The organism is Arenibacter sp. F26102 (assembly GCF_023015865.1).
Lineage (GTDB): Bacteria > Bacteroidota > Bacteroidia > Flavobacteriales > Flavobacteriaceae > Arenibacter.
In genome coordinates this window covers 444316-469733 of sequence record NZ_JALKBC010000005.1, presented here as the reverse complement: position 1 = coordinate 469733, position 25418 = coordinate 444316, and the positions used below count along the sequence as shown (strand labels likewise).

The following is a 25418-nucleotide window of genomic DNA, read 5'->3' as shown; positions in this document are numbered from 1 at the left end:
ACAGAAAATTTCAGTAATTTTATCCTTGGAAATCATAAGCGGAAAGTTGGTTAAATATTTGAATTTCAGATACTTAAATATACCTAATTTTCCGCTATTTCTATTGTGAAAACCTTACTTTCTTACGTCGAATTCAGGTTTTTAGCAAAGAAAACTAAAGGATGTACTTCTTCAGGAGATATAAACATTTTGCCATACCAACCAGAGGGTACTAGCATACCATCTAAAGAATGACCTGTTGCTATTTCGCTACCTGTCCATCTACCCATCATAAAATCTAAACTTACAGGCTCTAATTGGTCATAAACCCTAAGAACATCTGAAATATCCCCTTTTTTATTAATAAGCAACTCGTTTAAAAGGGCTTTGTTTACTTTTTTTTCATTATCTAAATTCATAATACACAATTTAATTACAGCCATTTTTTATGTTAGAAATCTATAAGTTAAAGGTATAATGCTTTTAGATTTTGGTGGTGCATCATTTGGTGCAAAAGTCCATTAGTATTTTGAAAAAAATTAGACTTTTTGTTATGTAGCAATTGTAAAAAACTGAAAACTACTAATGCATCAGTGTTCAGAAAGTAGGTTGTTTTATACCATATATACTAAGTATATAAAAAAATAGAGCAATCTAATTTTAATTCAGATCGCTCTATTATTTTAGTTAATTACCGAAGGTTATTGACCCAAAAGGTTAGCCTTTGTAGAATGAGTTTTACTAAACAGCCGTATAACCACCATCAATTAGATAATACCCTCCAGTTATAAAAGACGATTTTTCAGAACTCAAGAATAATACAAGTTCTGCTACCTCTTCAGCTTTACCCAACCTATTCATAGGATGTTTAGCTTTTAGCATTTCCAATACTTCAGGACCTGCCATATTTAATAGAGGAGTGTCAATGTATCCAGGTCCAACTGCATTACACCTAATGTTTTTTTGCGCATATTCTACTCCTATATTTTTTGTTAAGCCAACCACTGCATGTTTAGTAGTGGTATATGCAGACGACATAGGAGCAGCGGCAATTCCGTGAATAGATGCCATATTGACAATAACACCTCCACCATTTTTTTCCATCTGTTCTAGCTGATACTTACAATTTAAAAACACTCCATTTAAATTAATAGCTACTACTTTATTCCACGAACTCACTGAATATTGTCCTGTTAAATTCTGTTCTCCAGTGATTCCTGCATTATTACAAGCAATATCTAATTTTCCATATATCTCTACTGTATTTTTAATTAAATTCTGAATATCTTCCTCGTTAGAAACGTCTGCTTCAATAAAAAAAGCTTCACCTCCTTCAGATTTTATTTGATTTACAACAGCCTGCCCATTTTCTTCGTTAATGTCATTTACAATTACTTTTGCGCCTTCTTTAGCATATAAAATCGCTATAGCTTTACCTATTCCTGACCCAGCTCCTGTTACCAATGCTACTTTATTTTCTAATTGTTTCATACTATATTGTTATATGGATTAAATTTTATTTAAAAAATTCGCTGTAAGTAAAAATTACAGCAATTGTTTCCGATATAAATATAGAATGACTTTATCAATAAAGAATGCACCATATGGTGCAAAAATCAATTACTATTTGGCGAAAACACGTCTAAAAGTGTTTCTATGGATACCTAGATAAGATACAATATGTGCGTATGGAAAGAGTTCAAAAACTTTAGGTTTTTGACTTTGTAGTAATTTTATTTTTTCTTCGGCAGATTTAAGTTGTAGTATTTGGTTTTTATGAACAGCATTTACAAACTCTTGCTGTGTTAGTAAAAATTCAAATTGAAGAAAACGAGGGTATTCTTTGTATAATTTTTTTACTTCCTCCATAAAATAATATGAAACCATGGCATCTTCTTGAAATTTGATGTTCAAAACAGAATTCTCTTGTTGAAAATAACTCTTATAATCAAAAAGAATTTCTTGGCTATTAGGATAAAAAAAATCTTGAATTATTTCTTCTCCATTATCGTTTATATTATACGAATACGCAGTTCCTGTTACTAATAAACCCATTTTTTCACAAGTAGTATTCTCTTCTAAGAATAAATCATTACGTTTATAATTGCGAACGGTTATGCACTCTCCTAATACAGCAAGTTCATTTTCTGTAAGATTAAAATGGCTGTATTGTTGTTTGATGTATTTTAAGATATCCATTCTTATTATTCAAGGTTTTTTTTTGATTACCGCCAACAAAGGGATATAGTTATTGATAAAATCCCTCTTATAAAAACTAAGGTAATACATTATGGTAATGCACAAAGATTATCTGTATCAACTTGATGGATAATAAACTTATATACGATAAACATGTGCCGTTAGCAGACACGATAGAAATAACCTCAGGACTAAACGTTATACCTAATATTTATTTAATGGCCGCTGCCCGAGCGCCATGTTTTCTCTACTGGGCTATGTTATGGATAATTAAATGGGAAACGAGCCCTACTGGGCTATGTTATGGATAATTGGATAGGAACAGCTTGGAAAATAGAAATCAGGCACCATTCAGGAAACATTGAACATTCAACTTACAAATGTCTATTCCAAATGCAGCTGTACCATATCATTACCGGTGTTCAATTGATGATAGGGGGTGGTTTGTCCATAAATACCCTTCACTATGGCATACAGATCTGGGATTACGGTTTTGGAAATTCTACTATTGTTGCTCAATAGCACACAGATACCTAGTTCGGTGTCGGGATAGATGGCAATTTCATTTCTGTAATTGTTAACACTTCCACCGTGATGCCAAATGGTCTTTTCATCGTTAGAGCCGTTCTCCACAAATTTATGTATTCTCCATCCAAAACCGTAGTAGGAGGATGTGTGTCCTGGCCAACGCTGATAATACTTACTTTCCCCTTTAATTTCTATAAACGGGGTAAATGTTTCGGCCAAGGCATTTTTGGTCATTAGCTCCGGGTTATACCCCATCAAAAATCGCATCCATTTGGCCATATCTACGGCATTGGCGCTAATACCTCCTGCTGCAATAGCGTTGTAATAATTATCTGAAAGTGGTATTGTTCTCCAGCCATTTCGTCTTTTGGTATGGGGCATGGCCACATTCTCCATATGTGACAGGGATTCATAGTCCATAGTAGTGGAGCACATACCCAACGGATTGAAAAACGTATTGGTCAAAACTGCACCGATATCCTGTCCGGTAACTTTAAGAATCATTTCCCCACAAAGGGCAAACATAGCATTCTGATAACTATACATGGATCCAGGTTCACTTATCGGCTTTACTGCCTTAAAGCGTTTGGCTATATCCTGTAACGGTAATCCGGCCTCTACAAGATTGGTGTAACTGTGATATGGAGTACCAGAGGTGTGCGATAAAATATTGGCAAGGGTAATTTTATTGGTATTATTTGTGTCGCCCAATCTAAATTCGGGAATAAAATCGCTTACCTTATCCTCCCAATGCAATTTGCCTTCCTCCTTTAACTCCGTGGCCAATACCCCTGCAAATCCTTTAGATAACGATCCCAATCTAAATATGGTCCCTCCATCAACAGCTGCATCTGAATTTATTTGTCTTTTGCCATAACCATCAGAAATTACGACGGAATCCTTTTTTACAATACTAACTCCTGCACCTACAATATCACCTTCAGCGATAGCTTTTTCAAAGTAGGCCCTTACAGCAGCCCCCAATTCCTCCTGATGTTTTTTATAAAGAAGTGTCCCGTGACTCCCTAATACATCTTTTTGTTTATCTAGGGTAGAAATGGCCACTATGGAATTAGATTTTTCTTCAGGCTTAAAAGCACTGAATATAAGGGCAAATAGGGCTAGAAATATAAGTGAAGCTCCTATTAAGATTTTGCTTCTCTTCATTGGGGTGAAATTTAATTTAGAATAAGACGGCTTAAATATAGGATGATATACTTAAATAACGGACAAAATGCACAATTTCTTACTTATATTCTCTTTTTTAACACTAATTACCAACTTGTTAAGGCCCAACATTCGGATCTTAGCTAATCCTTCAATGAGGGTTGGGGCATTTTTAAAAAATATAATCCATAAACAACCGCTGAAATAATTCTATATATTGTGGGTGGCTGACATAAATACAAAACCACTTTAATATGAAAAATCACCTTTACCATACCACGGTTCAATGGACCGGAAATCAAGGAAAGGGAACTTTAGATCCTAAATCTTATAATAGAAACCATAACATCTCGTGTCCAGAAAAATATAATCCAATAAAAGGATCCTCGGACGCTGCTTTCTCCGGGGATGGTAAAAGGTATAATCCAGAAGATTTACTGGTTTCCTCGATCTCTGCCTGTCATATGCTTTGGTATCTTCATTTATGTGCAATAAATAAAATAGTGGTTACGGAATACACGGATGAGGCTGTTGGACTAATGGAAGAAACAGCTAATGGGAGTGGAAGATTTAAGGAAGTTACACTAAACCCTAAAATCAAAATAACAGATGCCACATTAATCGATAAGGCCACCGAACTCCATTTAGAGGCCAATAAAATGTGCTTTATAGCCAATTCCTGCAATTTCAAAATCAATCATAAACCCACAATAACGGTTAAATAATAATTTCAACCTACCTTTGGGTAACTCCGTAAAAACAATACCACTATGACCCATAAAATGTTACTCCTTTCCATACTGATATTTTCCATGCTATCCTGGTCCTATGGTCAGCACAAAGACGATAGGACCCAATTTTTCCCAAAAATTGAATTGTCGGTTGAAAACATTCCCCATAAAGCAAATATTTGGGTTTTTATACTTGCAGGGCAATCCAATATGGCCGGACGGGGACTTGTAGAACCTCAGGACACGGTTCCCAATACAAGAATATTCACCGTAAATAAACAAGGTGATATGATATATGCCAAAGAGCCGTTACATTTTTATGAACCATCAATGGCAGGGTTGGACAGTGGCCTTTCATTCGGCAAGACCCTCATTAAGCATATCCCGGACAGTATTTCGGTTCTTTTAATTCCGACTGCTGTTGGAGGAAGCTCCATTACCCAGTGGCTAAACGATTCTATCCACAGGGAGGTTAAACTATTCACCAATTTCAAACAAAAAGCAGAATTGGGTATGCGTTTTGGGACGGTAAAAGGGATTCTTTGGCATCAGGGCGAAAGTGATGCCAAAACCAAGGAGGCTCCATTATACCAAATCAAATTATCGGAGTTGTTCTATCAATTCAGAAAGATAATTGGGAATCAAGAGGCACCCGTTGTAATAGGACAACTGGGTAGTTATTCCACCAATCCTTTGTGGTCAAAGATTAATGACCACATAAAATACTATGTATCCACCGATCCATTTGCAGGACTGATCAATACCTCTGACCTAAAAGAAAAAGGCGATAAGGTTCACTTTAATTCTGAAGCGCAAAGGATAATGGGCGAAAGATATGCCTTAGAATTTATGAAAATTCAAAATTAGACCAATATTCACACACAACATCCTTGCTTATATGCCATAAGAGGAGAACAAGTGGCCATCTTATGATAGATTACCATAATTTTAGCAATGGCATTCCGAAATATTAGTCCAGACAACTGCCAGACTTTCAAATTTCGGATTGCCAATATTTCTCCCAAGTTCTTAGCTTTAACCTAAGAACAGCACATACAAGGCCCAAGAAAAGCAAAAGGCACAAAAGAAATAAAATAAAAAATCGATTAATGTAGTATTTTCCTTCATAATATCGGGTTTATATATAAAACCCAAAAACAGAGGGAAAAGGATTTTCATCCCCATGTATGGAACGAAAATTCGATGACCTGACCCTAAGTCGGACAAAGGGTCAAAATCTTCTATGAAAGTAAAATCCTACAATTACGCAAAACCTAATAAAGTAACATTTTGCCGATGTTTTCTATGCTTGCCGCCCCTACAATACTACAATTTAACCACACAATTCTGTGCAGCCGATTTGTAGATTGCCTCAACAACACGAATATCCCGAAGTCCTTCTTCCCCGGGAACCAATAAATCGGTCTTGTTTATAATGGCCATAGCATCCTCATCCATTTGTTTGGCCTGTTGGTTTGGAATGGGGAAATTTATAATGGTTCCATCGGACATGCTTCCATTATTGCCCCTGTAGGAAGAATGCGGTGCCATTTTTAACCAACCTTTTTCATAGTTTACCTGTAGATGGTTCATATTAATACCAAAACTGGTCTGGCAGGATGCCAGGGCACCACTCGGAAATTCCAATTGAAACATCATGGTTTCCTCAACCTCGTGATAGATTTCTGGTCGGGTAGTGGAGGCCTGTGCCAATACCGAGATGGGTTCCTCACCAGTGGCCAATCTGGCACCCTGTAGTGCATAAACCCCCATATCTCCCATTGCGCCACCACCTAATTTCTTGTTTTGTTTCCAGTGGTTGGTGCGGCCATCAAAATATCCTGCCGACGAAGTCACCATTCTAACCTTACCAAATGGTCTTTCCTTGCCTACTTTCATATAGGCCTGAATATTGGGGTCGTGCTGACAACGATATCCAATGGCCAGTTTTACCTTATTGTCCTTGCATGCCTTGATCATGGCTTCACAATCTGCAACGGAGGGCGCCATTGGTTTTTCACACCAAACATGTTTGCCCGCCTTAGCAGCACGGATAGTATACTCTGCGTGCATGGAAGGGGGCAAGACCACATAAACCACATCTATATCAGGGTTGTTGGCGATAGCATCAAAATTTTGATAATTGTAGATATTCTTATCCTTTATCCCGTATTTTTCTTTCCATACAGGGATTTTTTCAGGACTACCAGTAACAATGCCCCTTAATTCACAATTGTTGGTCAATTGCAGGGCAGGGGCAAGAAGATCGGTACTGTAATACCCTAGACCAACAAGTGCTACCCCCAACTTTTTATTTTGCGTCCTATTGGCGGAGAATAATATTTGTGGATTAACTGCACTAACTGCTGCAATTATACCCGCCTTTTGAATAAATACTCGTCTTTGTTTTTCCATGGTTCCCAATTTATCAGAGAAAATAAGACAAAAATTTGAAATATCCATGAAATAATGAAACGCTTAGAATAAATTGTTCAATGCAAAAATTAAACACGATTTAGCGAACTTTTCTTCAGGCTTGAAATCAGTTCATAGGAAGATGGACTTGAACACCCAAAAAAAATAGAATGATTCCTATAAGGTATCCCTTCTATTCCTTTTTTTGAAGCTTTTGGATCAATATGTCTTTTAATACATATGCGGTAACGAGAATAAATCCTGTTACGAGGGTAGGGGTAGCATATTCCCATTCCAATATTTTGGTAAGGCTACCTATTATGATCGCCAATATGCCAATAATCATCATGGTATTCCAAATGAAATAAGCAATGTCGCTTCTATTGTCGTCCTTATCATTTATGAGATAAGATGTGCCCTCCATGATAATCCAGACAATAAAGGCTAAACTACCAATAAGCTGAAAAAAATCAGTATGGGATAGATCTAGAATTTTGAATATTCCATTTAAGGACCATGCGGTAACCAGTACCAATTTGTTGTATTCGAGGAATCCCTTTTTGCTTTTTTTCCAAAATCGCAATCCATACAAAGTACCAATAGCGCAAAGTGACAGAATTATGAGGGGATTGGCAATGTTCGGGAAATGTAAAATCTTGCAAATAAAGCCAACAATAAGTAGGGAAATGGCAATTCTTAAAGGTGTTCTTAAAATCTTCTTTTCTGTTTCCATAAGATGGTTTTTAAGATTCAGGGCGTTTCAGTTCTATATTATCCGAATTACCCTTGTCCTTCCTTGAAAAGACATTTCCCTAACGTATCACTAACTAAGTGCCTTAATATTGGCCTTAAGTCCGTCCATAATCCCTAAAATATTATTTACGGTTTCATTTAAATAATATTTAATGAGTACGTGGGGGATACGAATGGTGGTAAATCCATTTTTAAACGAATGCATGGCTTCTTCCAAATCGTTGATCGCTTGTTCGTGGGTAATGGAATGATATTCGGTGTCTATTTCTATATTAAGTTTTACCCTAGATATAGCAATATCCACTGATTTTTTTCCATCCCACCATTCGAGCATTGGATTTACACCTGCGTTTTTTAAACCATAGTATAATTGTATGGCTTCTTTGGGGGTCCTTTTGAGTTTAATTAGCTTTTCCATTCGGCTTTTATGCTTCGCACAAAGCTCTATTCCTAAAAAGTCCATTGCGCTTTTATGGTCAAGATAACTAAGCTCTTTATTACAATCTAAACATGTCATTCAAGTAGGTTAAAAATTTAATTTGGGACTATTATAACCGAATTATTTTTGGATTATTATATTGGGGTAATCCAAAAAGGTCAACTTTTAGACGAACTGCAACTTTTTAGATGAACTACCGCCTTTTTAAACCACTTGTTCTGTAAAATTCAAATATGCTTTCCCATTTTGTAATATCCATATATATTTACATATTCGCTATTACAAACCAAAACAATGTATTCAAGACCAATACTGAAAACAATAGGTGTAACTTTTTTAGTTATTTTCATACTCATGGGCTGTAAGGACCAGCAAAAGACAGCACCAAAAAAAGATATCTCCCAGGCCGTTCCCGAACTTAGTTTTAATGAAGCCAACCGTTTGGCGCGTTTACCTTTGGAATGCCTACAGACAGAATATCCCAATAAACTGAACCAGTCCCTTCAGGATTCCACACATTTAGGAGCCCCCCAAGAACTGCACCCGGCATTTTATGGCTGTTTTGACTGGCATTCATCGGTTCACGGGCATTGGTCCTTAGTTTCACTATTAAAACAGTTCCCTAGTTTAAATCAGGCTGCCACAATCCGCAATAAATTGGTTGAAAATATTTCCAAGGAAAATATAGAAGGGGAGATGGCCTATTTTAATATGGAAGGTAATAAATCCTATGAACGTACTTATGGTTGGGCCTGGATCCTTAAATTGGCAGAAGAGCTTCACACTTGGAACGACCCCTTGGCCCGTGATCTAGAGATAAACTTGCAACCATTGACCGATTATATAGTGGCTGCGTACGTGGATTTTTTGCCTAAATTAAATTATCCCATTAGGGTAGGAGAACATTCCAATACCGCATTTGGACTATCCATGGCCTGGGATTATGCCGTTGTAATGGAGGATGATACTTTAAAAAACGCCATTATTGTAAGTGTGGCACGTTTTTATGAAAGTGATAATGGCTGCCCTATAACTTGGGAACCTAGTGGATTTGATTTTTTATCGCCTTGCTTGGAGGAAGCCAATCTGGTCAGAAAAATTTACGGCCCCGAAAAGTTTAAACAATGGCTGGACAAATTTCTTCCGCAATTGAAAAATGTTCAATTTACTCTGGAACCGGGAAGGGTTTCGGACAGAAAGGATGGAAAATTGGTGCATTTAGATGGACTTAATTTTAGTAGGGCCTGGTGTTTGTACGGAATTGCGGAAACACTTCCAGAATACGCCCATTTAAAACAAATTGCCACCGAGCATATAAATTATTCACTTCCCAATATTGTGGACGACAATTATAGTGGCACCCATTGGTTGGGAAGTTTTGCATTATACGCATTAAATAAGGCCAAATAGTATGTTTAGGAAAATGGGGCCAGGTGTTTTGGTAGCTGCAGCCTTTATTGGGCCAGGTACTGTTACGGTGTGCTCCTTTGCCGGGGTACAATTTGGATATTCCCTTCTATGGGCCATGTTACTCTCCATAGTGGCCACCATAGTCTTACAACAAATGGCGGCAAGGCTGGGCATTGTTACCCAAAAAGGTCTGGCACATGTCATAAAAGAGGAAATAGGCGTTGGTTGGATAAAGATTTTAGTGCTAGGTTTGATCTTATCCGCAATAGTTATTGGTAATGCCGCCTATGAAGGAGGCAATATTGGAGGTGCTTCTCTGGGGCTGGTGGCCATATTTGGCCAAGAATATCTTAGTTTCTACCCCTTCACCGTAGGCCTTTTTGCATTTTTACTTTTGTTTTTTGGCAGTTATAATACATTGGAAAAGGTATTTGTAACCTTGGTAGTGGTCATGAGCTTATCCTTTATAGTGACGGCCATAATTACAAAACCCAATATTTTAGCCATATTACAAGGTCTTTTTACACCTAAAGTTCCAGAAGGCAGTATTTTGACCATTATTGCTTTGGTAGGCACTACCGTGGTACCCTATAATTTATTTTTGCATACTTCCCTAGTAGGTGAAAAATGGAAATCCACAGCTAATTTAAAGGAGGCGGAAAGAGATACCATTGTATCCATCGTTTTGGGCGGCATGGTATCTATGGCAGTAATGGTTACCGCAACTGCAATACCTTCCAAAGAAATTACCAATATAATGGATATGGCCCAAGGCTTGGAACCACTTTATGGGAACAGCGCCAGATATTTTATGGGCATTGGATTATTCGCTGCCGGAACAACCTCTGCAATAACAGCACCATTGGCCGCCGCTTATGTCGCCAATAGTTGCTTTGGATGGAATACTACTATGAAGGACATACGATTCAAGTTGGTTTGGATGGTAATCATATTGGTGGGCGTCCTGTTTATGTCCACAGGAATAAAACCCTTGGAAATCATTAAATTTGCACAAGTTGCGAATGGTATGTTATTACCTATTATTGCTGTTTTTTTACTATGGATCGTAAACCGGAAAACGGTGATGATGGAATATCGAAATACCCGAATTCAAAATATATTGGGAATTATTATTATTCTTTTATCCGTAATATTGGGAGTAAAGAGTATACTAACTGTTTTTGAACTATTTTGAGCAGTATGATCAATATCGATATAAATTGCGACCTAGGGGAAGGCGTAGGTAATGAAGCCCTAATAATGCCCCTTATCTCTTCATGTAATATTGCCTGCGGTGGCCATGCCGGTGATAATGATACCATGATGCAGGTTGCCCTTCTGGCCAAAGAACACCATGTCTTGGTTGGCGCACATCCATCCTATCCTGATCGTGAAAATTTTGGAAGAGCTACGATCAATATTTCTGAAAAAGAATTGAAAAAAAGTATCCATGCCCAAATAGGGAATTTAAGTTTAGTCCTAAAATCCTTGGGAGTGAGGTTGAACCATATAAAACCACATGGTGCCTTGTACAACGATATTGCAAAGGACAGGAAATTAGCCGCTGTCTTTTTAAATAGTATTGAGGAGTACAGAAAAGACGTTTATTTATATGTTCCATACCGATCTAAAATAGAGGAGGAAGCTTTGAGATTGGGATTCCGGGTAAAATATGAGGCCTTCGCCGATCGAAATTATAATCCAGACCTCTCCCTTGTTTCCAGAGAGGAATCTGCTGCTTTGATTCAAGATCCCAAAGCGGTTATGAACCATATTCTCCACATGGTGCAAAAGGGTACCGTTTTAACATTGTCCGGAAAGGAAGTAAAAATCAAGGCGGACACCTATTGTATTCACGGAGATTCTCCAGCAACATTACAAATATTAATGTATCTTTCACAACATTTACCAAAGAACCAAATCTTAATAAAGAAGTGAGCAATTTCAAAATATCGGTCAGGCAATTTGGAGTCCATGCCATATTAATAGAATGGCCCAATAAGGTGGATGAGTCCATATTGGATGAGATTCTTCAGTTTATTCAATATTTAAAGAAAAATCAATTAAATGAAAAGGAGTGGGAATTTGTTCCTGCTTATAATTCACTGACTTTGATTTGCAAAGATACCGTCCTGGATTTCGATTATTTTAAACCCAAAATAAAGGAATGGTATGGTTTAATAAAAAAGGTACCACATGCAACCAGGTATCTCTGGAGATTACCGGTAAGTTATGATTTGGAATTTGGCTTGGATCTCCAGGAAATTTCAAGTCTCTTAGGATTGGAAGTAGATCGCATAATTGAACTGCATTCCAGGAGTATTTATACCGTCTATGGAATAGGTTTTTTACCAGGATTTATGTATTTGGGTGGTGTGCCGGAAGCTTTGGAAGTCCCACGAAAATCTACTCCGAGATCAAAGGTACTCAAAGGTTCTGTAGGTCTTGCTGGCAAACAAACTGGGATTTATCCCCAAGATTCACCGGGAGGATGGAATATTATTGGTAAATGTCCCGTACCCATGTTCAACGTGAAGAACGAAAACCCTTGTTTCGTTAGCGTTGGTGATCAAATTCAATTTTATCCGATTTCGATGGCCGAATACCAATTACACAAAATAGAAGCTGAGGTAGGGATATATAACATAGAAAAAATAGTGCTGGATGCTTAACATATTAAAATCGGGCTTTTTCACTACAGTACAGGATACTGGCAGATTTGGATATAGGGATAAAGGCGTTCCCGTGGCAGGGGTAATGGATTCCTTTTCTACATCCAAGGTAAATACTTTGTTGGAAAACGATGAGAAATGCGCGGTTTTGGAAATTACCATGACGGGCCCCAAATTGGAATTTGAACATGATACCTATATTGTTTTGGGCGGTGCGGAAATGACGGTCACCCTGAACGATATTGCCTTGGAGAACTATAAGGTCTATAAAGTTAATAGTGGTGATATTTTGAGCTATGGAAAATTGGAAAAAGGTTTCCGGGCTTATTTGGGGATAAAGGATGGATTCAAAACTGAACTGGTTTTGGGAAGCAGGTCCTTTTTTAAACCAATTACCGAAAAAGATTCCATTAAAAAAATAGCCGATCTTCCATATATCGCTTGCAAACTATTCAATCCGAAAATTTCCCAAATTAAGGTAGATTCCGTATTGGACAAATCCGTTTTGGAAGTATACAAGGGGCCGGAATATAAACTTTTAACGGATAACCAATTGGGTAAATTGTTCTATCGGGAATTTTCCGTGGCCAACGAAAATAACCGTATGGCATATCAGCTCAATGAGACAATAGAAGAAAACAAAGTGTCCATGTTAACCTCGGCCACACTCCCAGGAACGGTACAATTGACCCCTTCGGGAAAATTAATTGTGCTAATGAAAGACGGACAAACTACAGGTGGCTATCCCAGAATTTTGCAGTTATCGGATATGGCCATGTCCATTTTAGCCCAAAAAAGATCCGGAGACCACATTAAATTTAAATTAAAATAGACACTGCATATTTATTTTTTGTGAAATGAATAATAATAACTAATTTTACTGCAATGAAATTAAATGTAAACTTAATCAATGTAGTCATTATTGTCCCATAAGGGGGATGATACGGATTTCTATTGATTAAAAGAGCCTGTATCAGATATATTTGATACAGGCTCTTTTTTATGTTTTCAAGGAATGAAATCGGGAATAGTGTTGTTTTTGAGTAAAAAACCATAGGTTTTTACCTGAATAAAACCTACTGAATATGATATGGTTTATGTGTTTAAATACCTAATTATCAGCAAGTTAAAATTAAATCAATATCATTGAATTTAAATCAAATTTTTATGTTAAAAACTTAAGGGTTTTTAAACTTTTATCTTTGAAAGTCGTAGTATATATAGTTTAGTATTAAAATTGAAAGAATAGAGATTAATGGAATTAAATAAATTTAGCAAAAACGTTACCCAGGACCCTACGCAACCGGCTGCTCAAGCCATGTTATATGCCATTGGTTTGGATGAGGAGGATTTAAAAAAACCTTTGATCGGAATAGGAAGTACAGGTTATGAGGGTAACCCTTGTAATATGCACTTAAATGATTTGGCCCAAGAAGTAAAACTTGGGACAGAAAAAGGGGGCTTGGTTGGGCTTGTGTTTAATACTATCGGGGTAAGTGATGGTATTTCCATGGGGACTTACGGTATGAGATATTCATTACCCTCTAGAGACATAATTGCAGATTCCATGGAAACAGTGGTACAAGCCATGAACTACGATGGTTTGGTTACAGTTGTAGGATGTGATAAGAATATGCCGGGGGCGCTTATGGCCATGATTAGATTAAACAGACCTTCTGTCTTGGTATATGGTGGTACCATCGCCTCCGGGTGTTTTAAAGATAAGAAGTTGGATATCGTTTCTGCCTTTGAAGCCTGGGGTGAAAAGGTTGCCGGGACCATGAACGAGGCGGATTTTAAAGGTGTAATTCAAAATGCCTGCCCAGGAGCTGGGGCATGTGGTGGTATGTACACTGCGAATACCATGGCTTCGGCAATAGAAGCGTTGGGTATGGCTTTGCCTTACAATTCTTCCAACCCTGCCATTGGCAAGGAAAAGAAACAGGATGCGATAAGTGCTGGTTTCGCTTTAAGACGTCTACTGGAAAACGATATTAAGCCTAGCGACATTATAACAAGAAAGTCCTTCGAGAATGCTGTGCGTTTACTAACCCTTTTAGGAGGGTCCACCAACGCAGTCCTTCACTTCTTGGCTATAGCCAAAGCTGCGGATGTTGAATTTACATTGGACGATTTTCAAAGAATTAGTGATACAACTCCTTTTTTAGCAGATTTAAAACCTAGCGGTAAATACTTAATGGAGGACTTACATCGCGTAGGTGGTACTCCAGCTGTTATGAAGTTTATGCTGGAAAACGGAATGTTGCATGGTGATTGTTTAACCATAACAGGAAAGACCGTTGCCGAAAATCTTGCGGACGTTCCAAGTTTAAAGGAAGGACAGGAAATAATTAAGCCTTTGAACGCTCCTATCAAGGCATCCGGACACTTAAGAATATTGTACGGAAATCTTGCGGAAGAAGGAGCCGTTGCGAAGATTACAGGTAAAGAAGGATTACATTTTAGCGGTCCTGCCAAAGTTTTTGATGATGAGTTTTTGGCCAACGCAGGTATCGGAAAAGGATTGGTTACAAAGGGAGATGTAGTGGTTATACGCTATGAAGGCCCCAAAGGTGGTCCAGGGATGCCAGAAATGTTGAAGCCAACTGCTGCCATAATGGGCGCAGGTCTTGGTAAGGACGTTGCCTTGATTACAGATGGTCGTTTTTCAGGCGGTACACACGGTTTTGTTGTGGGACATGTATGCCCAGAAGCTCAGGATGGAGGAACGATTGCCTTGTTAGAAGATGGGGATATAATTACCATAGATGCAGAAAAAAATAGTATTTCGGTGGCCTTGTCCGAGGAAGAGATCGAGGCTCGTAGGGCTAATTGGGTACAACCCCCTTTAAAAGTTAAAAAAGGTAGTTTATATAAATACGCAAGAACCGTTTCCTCGGCCTCACAAGGTTGTGTTACCGATGAAATTTAAGATTAGGGTTAAGAGTCCTAGAAATATAATAAGAGTTTTATACCAAGTATGTTAACCGATTAGGTCTACGATTATGGAAACATTGAATAAGGAAAAAGCAGCGTCAACAAAGCAGAACACTATGAGGATCAGTGGTGCAGAGGCTATCATCCATTGCCTATTGGCCGAGGGTGTAGATTTAATTTATGGTTATCCTGGAGGGGCAATTATGCCACTGTATGATGAATTATATAAATTTCAACATAAACTTACGCATATATTAACTAGACATGAGCAAGGAGCTACACATGCAGCACAAGGGTACGCCAGGGTAACCGGAAAAGTAGGTGTTGCCGTGGCCACTTCAGGGCCAGGAGCCACCAACTTGATTACCGGTATCGCCGATGCCCAAATAGATTCAACTCCAATGGTCTGTATTACAGGTCAGGTAGCGAGACATTTGTTGGGGTCCGACGCTTTTCAGGAAACCGATATTATAGGAATTTCCACTCCGGTAACCAAATGGAACTGTCAAGTGACCAAGGCCTCTGAAATTCCAGAGGTATTGGCAAAGGCTTTCTATATTGCGAAATCCGGTAGACCAGGACCTGTATTGGTGGATATTACCAAAAATGCACAAATTGATGAGTTCGATTTTTCATACGAACATTGCAAAGGGGTTCGTAGTTACAACCCTTACCCAAAACCAAATGCAAAAGCTATTGAGGAGGCAGCCAATTTAATCAATGCCGCCAAAAAGCCTTTTATCGTTTTTGGACAAGGCGTAATTTTAGGGGAAGCCGAGAAACAGCTAAAAACCTTGGTTGAGAAAGCAGGTATTCCTGCTGCCTGGACAGTACTTGGGCTTTCGGCCATGGATACAGATCACCCCTTAAATGTAGGAATGGTTGGAATGCACGGTAATTACGGACCTAATTTATTGACGAACGAATGCGATGTACTTATTGCCATTGGCATGCGTTTTGACGATAGGGTAACCGGAAGTTTGGACACCTATGCCAAACAGGCAAAAATTATTCATTTCGACATAGACCCAGCTGAAATAAACAAAAACGTGAAGGCCGATGTTGCAGTCTTGGGCGATTCCAAGGTAACCTTGGATTTGTTATTGCCTTTGATCAAAACCAACAAGCATGAATCCTGGCACAATGAGTTTAAGGAAAAATATAAGATAGAATTTGACCAGATCATTAAAAATGAAGTTTATCCTACCAAGGATAAACTCACAATGGCAGAAGTTATTGAGGAAATCAATATAGCCAGTGGTCATAAGGCAATTATTGTATCGGATGTTGGTCAGCACCAAATGATAACATGTAGATATGCCAAATTTAAACAGACCAAAAGTAATGTTACCTCCGGTGGATTGGGAACTATGGGGTTTGCTTTACCGGCGGCTATAGGAGCCAAAATGGGGGCCATGGATAGGGAAGTAGTTGCCATTATTGGTGATGGTGGATATCAGATGACGATTCAGGAGTTGGGAACTATTTTTCAAAACAAGACCCCTGTTAAGATCGTGGTACTAAATAATGATCATCTGGGAATGGTACGCCAATGGCAGGAGCTGTTCTTTGAAAGTAGATATGCATCAACGGTAATGGTAAATCCAGACTTTGTGAAAATTGCTGAAGGTTATCACATAGAATCAAAGCGCATTAGCGAGAGAAAGGATTTAAAGTCGACCATTAAGGAAATGTTGGCTTCCAAAGATGCTTACTTTTTGGAAGTTAAAGTAGAAAAGGAAGATAATGTTTTTCCAATGATTCCTTCAGGGGCATCGGTATCGGATATACGTCTAAAATAAAATAAATATTAATTAAAATTGCCCATAACCTTATATTTAGATAAAGGATTGGGATGAGGAGATGGAAAAAAAATGGTTTACAATTTCAGTATACTCCGAGAATAGCGTAGGGTTACTGAACAGAATATCAGGGATATTTTTAAAGCGACATATAAACATAGAGAGTTTAAATGTTTCAAAATCGGAAATAGAACACGTGTCCAAATTCACGATTGTGGTGTACACCACTGAAGATTGGGTACGCAATATTGTGGGACAGGTTGAAAAACAAATAGAGGTCATTAAAGCTTTCTACCATACCGATGAAGAGACCATTTATCAGGAATCGGCATTATTTAAAGTGGCTTCCACTTTATTGTTCGATGAACGAAATATTCAAAATATCATTAAGGAGAGCAACTCCCAAATTGTAACTGTGTCCAGAGATTTCTTTGTTTTGGCCAAAAGTGGCAGAAGAAATGAGATCGATGATATGTACCAACAATTAAAGCCCTATGGAATTATGCAATTCGTTCGCTCTGGGCGGATAGCAGTTACTAAATCGGAAATGAAAATTTCATCATTATTAAAAGAGTTTAATCAATAAATAATCAACCCCGAAGCTAATCGGGAATTAAAATCCAGTTTAAAAAATGGCAAATTACTTTAATACACTATCGTTAAGAGAACAACTTACCCAATTGGGAAAATGTAGGTTTATGGAATCTACTGAATTTTCTGATGGTGTATCCGCTTTAAAAGGGAAAAAAATTGTAATCGTAGGATGTGGAGCCCAAGGTCTTAACCAAGGTCTTAATATGCGCGATTCCGGATTGGATATTTCATATGCCCTTAGGGCCGCAGCTATAAAAGAAAAAAGACAGTCTTTTGTAAACGCCAGTGAAAATGGTTTTAAGGTAGGCACTTATGAGGAACTTATTCCTTCTGCAGATGTAGTTATCAATTTAACTCCGGACAAGCAACATACAAGTGTTGTTTCTGCCGTTATGCCATTAATGAAAAAAGGAGCCACATTGTCTTACTCCCACGGTTTTAACATTGTTGAGGAAGGAATGCAGATCCGTGAGGATTTAACGGTTATTATGGTGGCACCAAAATGCCCAGGTTCTGAAGTACGTGAAGAATACAAAAGAGGTTTCGGAGTACCTACATTAATAGCTGTACATCCAAACAACGACCCGGAGGATAAAGGATTGGCCCAAGCTAAGGCATATGCCGTGGCCACTGGAGGACATAAGGCTGGTGTTTTGGAGTCTTCTTTCGTTGCGGAAGTAAAATCCGACCTAATGGGAGAACAGACCATTCTTTGTGGTTTGTTGCAAACAGGTTCGATTCTTTGTTTTGATAAAATGATTGAAAAAGGAATAGATAAAGGATATGCTTCCAAGCTAATTCAGTACGGATGGGAAACAGTTACAGAAGGTCTAAAATATGGAGGTATTACCCATATGATGGATCGTTTATCCAATCCTGCAAAAATTAAGGCTTTTGAACTTTCAGAAGAATTAAAGGATATTATGCGTCCACTTTTCCACAAGCATATGGACGATATCATGAGCGGTCATTTCTCCAAAACTATGATGGAAGACTGGGCCAATGATGACAAAAACCTATTGACTTGGAGAGCAGCAACAGGAGAAACAGCATTCGAAAAAACTCCTGCTGGATCTGATAAAATTTCGGAACAAGAATTTTATGACCATGGCGTATTAATGGTGGCAATGGTTAGAGCAGGTGTTGAATTGGCTTTTGAAGCCATGACAGAATCTGGAATTATCGCCGAGTCTGCCTACTACGAATCACTTCATGAAACTCCGTTGATAGCAAACACCATTGCTAGGAAAAAATTGTTCGAAATGAACAGGGTAATATCTGATACAGCGGAATACGGCTGTTATTTGTTTGATCACGCTTGTAAGCCATTATTGGCCGATTTCATGAAAAACATAGACACCGATGTAATTGGAAAACATTTTGCCGATCAAAAACATTTAAGTGTTGATAACGCAAAACTAATTGCTGTTAATAAGGCATTAAGAGAACATCCTGTAGAGATAGTAGGTTCAAGATTGCGTGCTTCCATGACCGCGATGAAACCTATAGTATAATTAAGCATTACTAATTTGAAGACCTGCCAAGTTTAATTAACTCGGCAGGTCTTTGTTTATAAATACCTATGAAACCATATTTTCCCAAATTGGAGGACATCAAAAAGGCTGCCGAAACTATTAGGCAAGTGGCGGATATTACACCTTTAATGCAGAGCATTAGATATTCCAAGGCCTATGATGCCAATATTCTACTGAAAAGGGAAGATTTACATAGGGTAAGAAGCTACAAGATTAGAGGTGCCTTTAATAAAATTAACTCCCTTACCAAGGATGAAACCGTAAATGGAGTTGTTTGTGCCAGTGCTGGAAACCACGCCCAAGGTGTTGCATTCGCCTGTAATCATTTAGGAATACACGGTACCATATATATGCCTTCCGTTACCCCAAAACAAAAGGTAGAACAGACAAAATTATTTGGAGGGGACTGGGTAACCGTAGTTCTCGAGGGAGATACCTTTGATGATTCCTCGGATGCAGCCAAAAAATTCTGTGCAGCTCAAAATAAGACCTATGTCCATCCTTTTGATGATCCCAAAATAATTGAAGGACAGGCTACCGTTGCTTTGGAAATATTGGAACAGACCAAAAAACCCATAGATTATGTCTTTGTAGCTGTTGGAGGTGGTGGTTTGGCATCTGGTCTCTGTGCCGTATTCAAAACTTTGTCGCCCCATACAAAAATTATAGGCGTGGAGCCTGAAGGAGCCCCATCCATGAAAAATTCAATAGAAAAGGGCATTAATACCGAATTGGAACATATAGATAAATTTATCGATGGTGCTGCAGTAAAACGAGTTGGCAATCTTACTTTTGATATTTGCAAGGAATGTCTTTTTGATATGGTCACCGTTCCCGAAGGGAAGGTTTGCCAGACCATATTGGATCTTTACAACAGGGATGCCATTGTAGTGGAACCGGCCGGAGCCCTTACCATAACTGTTTTGGATGATTTTAAGGATGCAATCAAAGGCAAGAACGTGGTTTGTATTGTGAGCGGTAGTAATAACGATATTACGCGTACTGCAGAAATAAAGGAACGCGCTTTGCTTTACGGAAAATTAAAGCATTATTTTATCATACGCTTTCCTCAAAGACCGGGTGCGCTAAAGGAATTCGTTGTTGATATTTTGGGTCCAACTGATGATATTACCCATTTTGAATATTCAAAAAAATCGAGTCGGGAGAATGCACCGGCGGTAGTGGGAATTGAATTAAAAAGTCCGGAAGATTTGGCTCCCCTCATAAAGAGGATGAAGGACAACAACTTTTTTGGCGAATACATTAACGATAAGCCGGATTTGTTTCAGTATTTAATTTAGCGAGCAATTTTAAAATGTAAAGTGCCATTCCTAGATTAAGGAACGGCACTTTCAACAAATATTATCCTTTAAATTGATAATCGCATAAATAACTCATGGCTACTGGCCTTGTTCTGATTAAAAACATTCCCTGTAGTTACTTCATAAGCATATCCAAGATTAAAATTATCGCTGACTTTAAATAAAAACAAGCCACTTACACTTTCGCCATATCTATAAGATGTCCCTAGATTGAATTTATATCCGAAATCTAGTATGGATGTAATTTCAACGGATAAAGGAGCGGCCTGAACATATCGGAACATGACCGAATTCTGCAATTTTGAAAATGCCCCCAATCTCAGGTCATAACCACCCGCTAAATACAAATGCATTTTACTTTCCCCTAAGTAAGCAGTGCCATCTTTTTCCTGTAAACGCTCCGGAGTCAACAATCTTGGAATGGAAAATGAAATAAAATAATCTTGATGCATTAAAAGGATACCGGCACCAATATTGGGCATAAACCTACTTTCATAATCCGCAAGTGTAGCATCCTGACCAATTCCGTATGTTACTAATCCAGAAGTATTTGCGCTATAAGAATTCGCACTTGCTTTAAGTCCAAAATAAAGTTTATAAGTGTCACTCAATTGAACGTGATAGGAAAAATCAACGGCTACGGAAGTATGATTTTCTATAAACGTTTTATCATTTAAAATAGATACTCCTAATCCAGCCTTCTTATTTAAAGGTGTGCTAAAAATAGCGCTCTGACCTTCTGGAGCACCCTCAATTCCCGCCCATTGACTGCGAATACCTAAAGTAATGTCTGAACTTTCTGAACTACCTGCAAATGCCGGATTATAAATATTCATGTTATAGCGGTAAAATATTGTATTTGGATCCTGCTGTGCTTGAATTGTAGAATAGGCAAGCATGAACAGGATAAATAGGCCTTTATATGATTTCATTGTATTGTTTTAAAATTATAGTGTTGATTTAATAATTGATGAAGATCCAGCCTTGAAGGGACTTTTGGCCATTTCCAAATTCAATGACATAAAAATAAGATCCCGCCGGAAGTTTACCATTATTATTGTTATAGGCTCCGTTCCAGTTATTTTGATAATTTCTGGTTTCAAACACAGCATTACCGGATCTATTGTAAACCTTAACATTATTATTGGGATAATTGTCTATGCCCGGCACTATCCAGTAGTCATTAACACCATCACCGTTTGGCGTAAAGGCTTGTGCAGGTATCACCTTCGGAGAACTATCTTCTGGGAAGGTATCTTGAAGGTCAGGTATCCCGTCATTGTCATCATCGTTATCCGCATTATTGCCAATGCCATCCCCATCAGTATCTGTATCTTCTGATTCATCATAAGGAAAAGCATCTGCGCTGTCCACCACGCCATCATTGTCATGATCCTCATCTGCATTATTCCCAATTCCATCACCATCCGTGTCAGTATCTTCTGATCCATCCAAAGGAAAAGCATCTTCCGTGTCAAGAACACCATCATTGTCATCATCCGTATCTGCATTGTTACCTATTCCATCGCCATCTGTATCGGTATCCTCTGATTCATCATATGGGAAGGCATCTTCCGTGTCTACAACACCATCATTGTCATTATCCAAATCTTCGGTATCCATAATGCCGTCCTCATCATAATCATCTACATCATCCAGGATAGTAATGCTAATATCCTGAAGAGTTTTTGCTCCATAAGAATCTTGTACCTTAACTTGAATTTGATAAATATTATCATGATTTGTATCGCTAGGATTTTCAAAATTTGGCTTGGTCAGGAACTGGATAATACCTAAATCCGCATTTATAGAGAAAAATGAATTGTCTTCCCCTCCGTTATTTTCGGCAGTGAAGGCATAAGTTATTCCATTCATTTCCATATCCCCCTCCATATCCGATACTTCCATATCAATAACTTCAATAGAGTTTTCGGTACTGGTAATTGAAGCGGGTGTAAGAATTGTTGGAGATGAATTGGATTCAATGGTAACTGGCAAATCAATTGTGCAACCGTTGACATCCTCAACAGTAACGTAGTATACTCCCTTCCCAAGACCTGAAATAGTGCTTGTGGTTCCATTGTTTGACCAATTGAAATTATAAGGAGGCATACCCCCGGAAACCGTTAGCTCAATAATTCCGTCTTTGGCTCCAACATAACTTTCCAAGGTGGTGTTTGCTGTTGCCCGAAGTACCTCCGGTTGATCTATTACAAAATCCTTGGTCACCTTATGGCCTTCATTGTCTGTAACTCTTACGGAATAGTTTCCTACAACTAAACCATTAAAAGAATAATTTTGATTTTGGGTGCTTATGGTTTCTCCAATACTATTTTCATTCAAAAATAATTCAAAGTTATAGCCTTGGTTGCCTTGATTTACGATTATGTTTGCCAAACCGGAATTACCTTCAAAACAGAGTACATCCGTTGTACTAATATCCAACACCATATCATTTACATTAGTAACACTTACTAAAATATTCTGTGTTGCTGTTCCCCCTTTAAAATCGGTAACACTTAGCTGTACCTTATAGCCATTGTCATTTCCTTCGTCCAATGGAGATTCAAAATCCGGGGCTTCCTTAAAACTAAGTTCCCCTGTAGTGGGCTCTAAATTGAAGAAATCATTGTCCACGCCTCCATTGTCATCATTGGACAATGAATAGGACAAACCATTGCCTTCGCTATCCCCATCATTATCCGTTGCATTAACATTGATCACCGCGGTTTCATTTTCTGCCACACTTACTTCATTAGTCGTGGTGATAATAGGCAGTGAATTATCACTGAATTTTTTTGCAAAAATTTTATCATAATTGCTATAATATACACAATACACGGTTCCGTCATTCGCAACTTTTATGGATGGCCACTCTATACTAGATGCCGAAAAACCAGCTAGACCTACAATTTCCCATGTATTATTTTTAAATTGATGAACAGAGATTTTACCATTGTTGCCATAGTCTTTATAAGCAACATAAGGAATATCATCCGGAGATATGGCTAAGGTGGTATACACAGTAGAACCTGAAGTAAATCCGTCAACGCCCACCAATTCCCATGCATTATTAATAAATTTTTTAACTGCGGCCTTGGTGCCATTACCTTGGTCACGGTAAGCTATATAGGGTATGTCATTTGAATCAAATTCCATATTTATACCATAAGCGGCACCAGATGAAGTACCTATATTGCCAACTCGTTCCCAAGATCCGTTTACGTAGCGCCGTACGGCTTCTTTGTATCCGTTATTACCTTCGGTATATGCTAAATAAGGTGTGCCATCTTTACTAAAATCAAGATCCATATCGGAGGTAGGTCCAGTAAAATTAGGGTCACCGACCATTTCCCAACTGGATCCATTATACTTCATGACTTCCAATTTGTAACCACCCGAGTAATAACTGTAAACCACATAGGGAACATTGTTGGGGTCTAACGCAATAGATATGCTCTGCCCATTTGCTGTTGTGAATCCTATGGAGCCCAGCACTTCCCAATTATTATTGATATAGCGTTGTACCGTTCCTCTTCCCTCAACCGAAGAATCCATATAAAATATATAGGGGACATCGTTGGAGTCCAAATCCATAGTTACCGGAGTAGCCGAAGCTGCCGAAATACCTTTATTACCTACAGGAATCCACTCATTATTTTGAAAACCTAGAACTGAAATCTTATAGTCATTATCATAGTCTACAAAAGCTACTAAAGGCATTCCATTGCTGTCTATGGCCAAAGCGTCCTTTTGAAAGTTTCCTTTCGCAATACCTGTATTTTCCCCTGTAGAAGACCATACTCCATCTAAAAATTGATATACGGCACTTATAGAACCCATGCCCATCATTTCATCTCCCGGTTGGGATACAAATATTTTATCGTTTGTGGCAGTAATACTCGGTTGGTTAAATACCCGATCAAATGCCGAACTATCCGAGCCTACGGTTTCCCAGCTGCCGTTATTGAGTTGTTTTACGATCAGATTACTAGCTTGTCCATGATACAACACAACGGGAGTATTGTTTTCTGTAATTGTCATGGCCAGATAACCTGACATGTCTTCTGAAATTACATTTGAACCTACTGGTCCCCATGTTCCGTTACTAAATTTTGAAATAATGGGGACATAGCCGTTTGAGGCATCATTGGTTAAAACATAAGGCACGTTATCATTATCAATAGCAAAGGATAAATAAGAAGTTGCACCAGTAAAAGACTGGTTACCAACATATTCCCACACTCCATTTATATACCTTTGGACAGAACCATATCGCTTATAGTTTGCCAGCTCTTCGGCGTAAGCTACATAGGGAATGGAGTTACTGTCCACTGCTATATTGATCGAGCTTGCGTAAGAATCCGAGATAGGCGATGAACCTAGAATATCCCAAGCACCGTTAACAAATTGATAAACTACAAGCCTTGAAGAATTGGCCGAGTCTGTAACTGCGGCATAAATAGTTCCGTCCGGGGCAATAGCTAGTGAATTGCCATAGGAAGCACTGGCACTAAAACCTGGATCACCTACCAACTCCCAAGTTCCGTTATTAAAACGCATTACCGTTGACCTGTTATCATAACCACCATCGGAAAAAATCACATATGGCTGGTAATTGGTATCCGTAGCCATAAATAAAGAATTAAAATAGGTACTTGAAAAACCAGGTATGCCTACATAGACCCATTCATTGTTGATAAATTGTTTAACACTTACCTTAGAGGAATTATCCTTGTCCTGAAAAGCGCTATAAACACTATTATTGGGACCATTCGCTATGCATAAATACCTTGCTGAATTCGAAGAAGGGGCGTTAAAATCGTTTGCACCCAATGGCTCCCATTGTTGGGCATGATTTAACAATGATAATAGGAGAGCAAGTAGTAAACTAATAAGATGTTTTTTCATTGGAATTGTATGGGATTGGTTGTA

At 38.3% G+C, this 25418-nt stretch carries 21 protein-coding genes; 12 read left to right on the top strand and 9 right to left on the bottom strand.

Features of this window, described 5'->3' with window-relative positions:
* Window positions 1–122: 122 nt before the first annotated feature.
* The 4 genes from MWU78_RS09895 to MWU78_RS09880 all read right to left on the bottom strand — a co-directional run bounded on the left by MWU78_RS09895 (window position 123) and on the right by MWU78_RS09880 (window position 3873).
* Window positions 123–398, bottom strand: a complete 276-nt coding sequence (locus MWU78_RS09895; protein ID WP_246997427.1) for a GXWXG domain-containing protein — start codon at window positions 396–398, stop codon at window positions 123–125.
* A 322-nt stretch (window positions 399–720) separates the two neighbouring features.
* Entirely contained in the window at window positions 721–1470 is a 750-nt protein-coding gene (locus MWU78_RS09890; protein WP_246997424.1) for a glucose 1-dehydrogenase, read from the bottom strand.
* A gap of 132 nt (window positions 1471–1602) precedes the next feature.
* Entirely contained in the window at window positions 1603–2178 is a 576-nt protein-coding gene (locus MWU78_RS09885) for a Crp/Fnr family transcriptional regulator (RefSeq protein ID WP_246997422.1), read from the bottom strand.
* Between the two features lie 384 nt (window positions 2179–2562).
* The gene (locus MWU78_RS09880) at window positions 2563–3873 is read right to left on the bottom strand and encodes a serine hydrolase domain-containing protein (protein WP_246997421.1); all 1311 of its coding nucleotides are present in this window, start codon (window positions 3871–3873) and stop codon (window positions 2563–2565) included.
* A 254-nt stretch (window positions 3874–4127) separates the two neighbouring features.
* On the opposite strand from MWU78_RS09880, the gene MWU78_RS09875 reads away from it, so the two are divergent.
* A complete protein-coding gene (locus tag MWU78_RS09875) occupies window positions 4128–4598 on the top strand; it encodes an OsmC family protein (RefSeq protein ID WP_246997419.1) in 471 nt (156 codons plus the stop codon).
* Between the two features lie 45 nt (window positions 4599–4643).
* Window positions 4644–5471, top strand: coding sequence for a sialate O-acetylesterase (locus MWU78_RS09870; RefSeq protein WP_246997417.1), 828 nt, complete (start codon window positions 4644–4646; stop codon window positions 5469–5471).
* A gap of 459 nt (window positions 5472–5930) precedes the next feature.
* Here the strand turns inward: MWU78_RS09870 and MWU78_RS09865 are convergent, their stop codons facing one another.
* The 3 genes from MWU78_RS09865 to MWU78_RS09855 form a co-directional block, all read right to left on the bottom strand.
* Window positions 5931–7019, bottom strand: a complete 1089-nt coding sequence (locus tag MWU78_RS09865; protein WP_246997415.1) for a Gfo/Idh/MocA family oxidoreductase — start codon at window positions 7017–7019, stop codon at window positions 5931–5933.
* A 193-nt stretch (window positions 7020–7212) separates the two neighbouring features.
* On the bottom strand, window positions 7213–7752 hold the full coding sequence (locus MWU78_RS09860; protein WP_246997413.1) for a hypothetical protein: 540 nt from the start codon (window positions 7750–7752) through the stop codon (window positions 7213–7215).
* Window positions 7753–7842: 90 nt separating this feature from the next.
* Complete coding sequence (locus MWU78_RS09855) at window positions 7843–8289, bottom strand: hypothetical protein (protein ID WP_246997412.1); 447 nt, start codon at window positions 8287–8289, stop codon at window positions 7843–7845.
* A gap of 216 nt (window positions 8290–8505) precedes the next feature.
* Here MWU78_RS09855 and MWU78_RS09850 point away from each other — a divergent pair, with 216 nt between their 5' ends.
* From MWU78_RS09850 to ilvA, 10 genes are all read left to right on the top strand, one after another.
* Complete coding sequence (locus MWU78_RS09850) at window positions 8506–9621, top strand: DUF2891 domain-containing protein (protein WP_246997410.1); 1116 nt, start codon at window positions 8506–8508, stop codon at window positions 9619–9621.
* Between the two features lies 1 nt (window position 9622).
* Window positions 9623–10816 (top strand): Nramp family divalent metal transporter, encoded by a 1194-nt coding sequence (locus tag MWU78_RS09845; protein ID WP_246997408.1) that lies wholly within the window; start codon window positions 9623–9625, stop codon window positions 10814–10816.
* A 5-nt stretch (window positions 10817–10821) separates the two neighbouring features.
* Window positions 10822–11559 carry a 5-oxoprolinase subunit PxpA gene (pxpA, locus tag MWU78_RS09840; RefSeq protein ID WP_246997406.1) on the top strand — a complete coding sequence of 246 codons (738 nt, stop codon included), beginning with the start codon at window positions 10822–10824 and terminating at the stop codon, window positions 11557–11559.
* Window positions 11556–12293 (top strand): 5-oxoprolinase subunit PxpB, encoded by a 738-nt coding sequence (pxpB, locus tag MWU78_RS09835; RefSeq protein WP_246997404.1) that lies wholly within the window; start codon window positions 11556–11558, stop codon window positions 12291–12293. Before pxpA ends, pxpB begins: the two co-directional genes overlap by 4 nt.
* The gene (locus MWU78_RS09830) at window positions 12286–13125 is read left to right on the top strand and encodes a biotin-dependent carboxyltransferase family protein (protein WP_246997402.1); all 840 of its coding nucleotides are present in this window, start codon (window positions 12286–12288) and stop codon (window positions 13123–13125) included. Before pxpB ends, MWU78_RS09830 begins: the two co-directional genes overlap by 8 nt.
* A 423-nt stretch (window positions 13126–13548) precedes the next feature.
* Window positions 13549–15225 (top strand): dihydroxy-acid dehydratase, encoded by a 1677-nt coding sequence (ilvD, locus tag MWU78_RS09825; protein ID WP_246997400.1) that lies wholly within the window; start codon window positions 13549–13551, stop codon window positions 15223–15225.
* A gap of 73 nt (window positions 15226–15298) precedes the next feature.
* Entirely contained in the window at window positions 15299–17032 is a 1734-nt protein-coding gene (gene ilvB, locus MWU78_RS09820) for a biosynthetic-type acetolactate synthase large subunit (protein WP_246997397.1), read from the top strand.
* A 61-nt stretch (window positions 17033–17093) separates the two neighbouring features.
* Entirely contained in the window at window positions 17094–17618 is a 525-nt protein-coding gene (gene ilvN / locus MWU78_RS09815) for an acetolactate synthase small subunit (protein ID WP_246997396.1), read from the top strand.
* 46 nt (window positions 17619–17664) lie between these two features.
* Window positions 17665–19140 (top strand): ketol-acid reductoisomerase, encoded by a 1476-nt coding sequence (gene ilvC, locus MWU78_RS09810; RefSeq protein WP_246997394.1) that lies wholly within the window; start codon window positions 17665–17667, stop codon window positions 19138–19140.
* Between the two features lie 68 nt (window positions 19141–19208).
* Window positions 19209–20462 (top strand): threonine ammonia-lyase IlvA, encoded by a 1254-nt coding sequence (ilvA, locus tag MWU78_RS09805; protein WP_246997392.1) that lies wholly within the window; start codon window positions 19209–19211, stop codon window positions 20460–20462.
* 68 nt (window positions 20463–20530) lie between these two features.
* On the opposite strand, the gene MWU78_RS09800 is transcribed toward ilvA, so the two are convergent.
* Both MWU78_RS09800 and MWU78_RS09795 read right to left on the bottom strand, forming a co-directional pair.
* On the bottom strand, window positions 20531–21415 hold the full coding sequence (locus MWU78_RS09800; RefSeq protein ID WP_246997390.1) for a type IX secretion system membrane protein PorP/SprF: 885 nt from the start codon (window positions 21413–21415) through the stop codon (window positions 20531–20533).
* Window positions 21416–21443: 28 nt separating this feature from the next.
* Entirely contained in the window at window positions 21444–25394 is a 3951-nt protein-coding gene (locus tag MWU78_RS09795; RefSeq protein WP_246997388.1) for a gliding motility-associated C-terminal domain-containing protein, read from the bottom strand.
* Window positions 25395–25418 lie beyond the last annotated feature (24 nt).

Excerpts from the sequence above, each read along its gene's own strand:
- MWU78_RS09895 (WP_246997427.1), bottom strand. The coding sequence starts at position 398 with ATGAATTTAGATAATGAAAAAAAAGTAAACAAAGCCCTTTTAAACGAG.
- MWU78_RS09890 (WP_246997424.1), bottom strand. The coding sequence starts at position 1,470 with ATGAAACAATTAGAAAATAAAGTAGCATTGGTAACAGGAGCTGGGTCA.
- MWU78_RS09885 (WP_246997422.1), bottom strand. The coding sequence starts at position 2,178 with ATGGATATCTTAAAATACATCAAACAACAATACAGCCATTTTAATCTT.
- MWU78_RS09880 (WP_246997421.1), bottom strand. The coding sequence starts at position 3,873 with ATGAAGAGAAGCAAAATCTTAATAGGAGCTTCACTTATATTTCTAGCC.
- MWU78_RS09875 (WP_246997419.1), top strand. The coding sequence starts at position 4,128 with ATGAAAAATCACCTTTACCATACCACGGTTCAATGGACCGGAAATCAA.
- MWU78_RS09870 (WP_246997417.1), top strand. The coding sequence starts at position 4,644 with ATGACCCATAAAATGTTACTCCTTTCCATACTGATATTTTCCATGCTA.
- MWU78_RS09865 (WP_246997415.1), bottom strand. The coding sequence starts at position 7,019 with ATGGAAAAACAAAGACGAGTATTTATTCAAAAGGCGGGTATAATTGCA.
- MWU78_RS09860 (WP_246997413.1), bottom strand. The coding sequence starts at position 7,752 with ATGGAAACAGAAAAGAAGATTTTAAGAACACCTTTAAGAATTGCCATT.
- MWU78_RS09855 (WP_246997412.1), bottom strand. The coding sequence starts at position 8,289 with ATGACATGTTTAGATTGTAATAAAGAGCTTAGTTATCTTGACCATAAA.
- MWU78_RS09850 (WP_246997410.1), top strand. The coding sequence starts at position 8,506 with ATGTATTCAAGACCAATACTGAAAACAATAGGTGTAACTTTTTTAGTT.
- MWU78_RS09845 (WP_246997408.1), top strand. The coding sequence starts at position 9,623 with ATGTTTAGGAAAATGGGGCCAGGTGTTTTGGTAGCTGCAGCCTTTATT.
- pxpA (WP_246997406.1), top strand. The coding sequence starts at position 10,822 with ATGATCAATATCGATATAAATTGCGACCTAGGGGAAGGCGTAGGTAAT.
- MWU78_RS09830 (WP_246997402.1), top strand. The coding sequence starts at position 12,286 with ATGCTTAACATATTAAAATCGGGCTTTTTCACTACAGTACAGGATACT.
- ilvD (WP_246997400.1), top strand. The coding sequence starts at position 13,549 with ATGGAATTAAATAAATTTAGCAAAAACGTTACCCAGGACCCTACGCAA.
- ilvB (WP_246997397.1), top strand. The coding sequence starts at position 15,299 with ATGGAAACATTGAATAAGGAAAAAGCAGCGTCAACAAAGCAGAACACT.
- ilvN (WP_246997396.1), top strand. The coding sequence starts at position 17,094 with ATGGAAAAAAAATGGTTTACAATTTCAGTATACTCCGAGAATAGCGTA.
- ilvC (WP_246997394.1), top strand. The coding sequence starts at position 17,665 with ATGGCAAATTACTTTAATACACTATCGTTAAGAGAACAACTTACCCAA.
- ilvA (WP_246997392.1), top strand. The coding sequence starts at position 19,209 with ATGAAACCATATTTTCCCAAATTGGAGGACATCAAAAAGGCTGCCGAA.
- MWU78_RS09800 (WP_246997390.1), bottom strand. The coding sequence starts at position 21,415 with ATGAAATCATATAAAGGCCTATTTATCCTGTTCATGCTTGCCTATTCT.
- MWU78_RS09795 (WP_246997388.1), bottom strand. The coding sequence starts at position 25,394 with ATGAAAAAACATCTTATTAGTTTACTACTTGCTCTCCTATTATCATTG.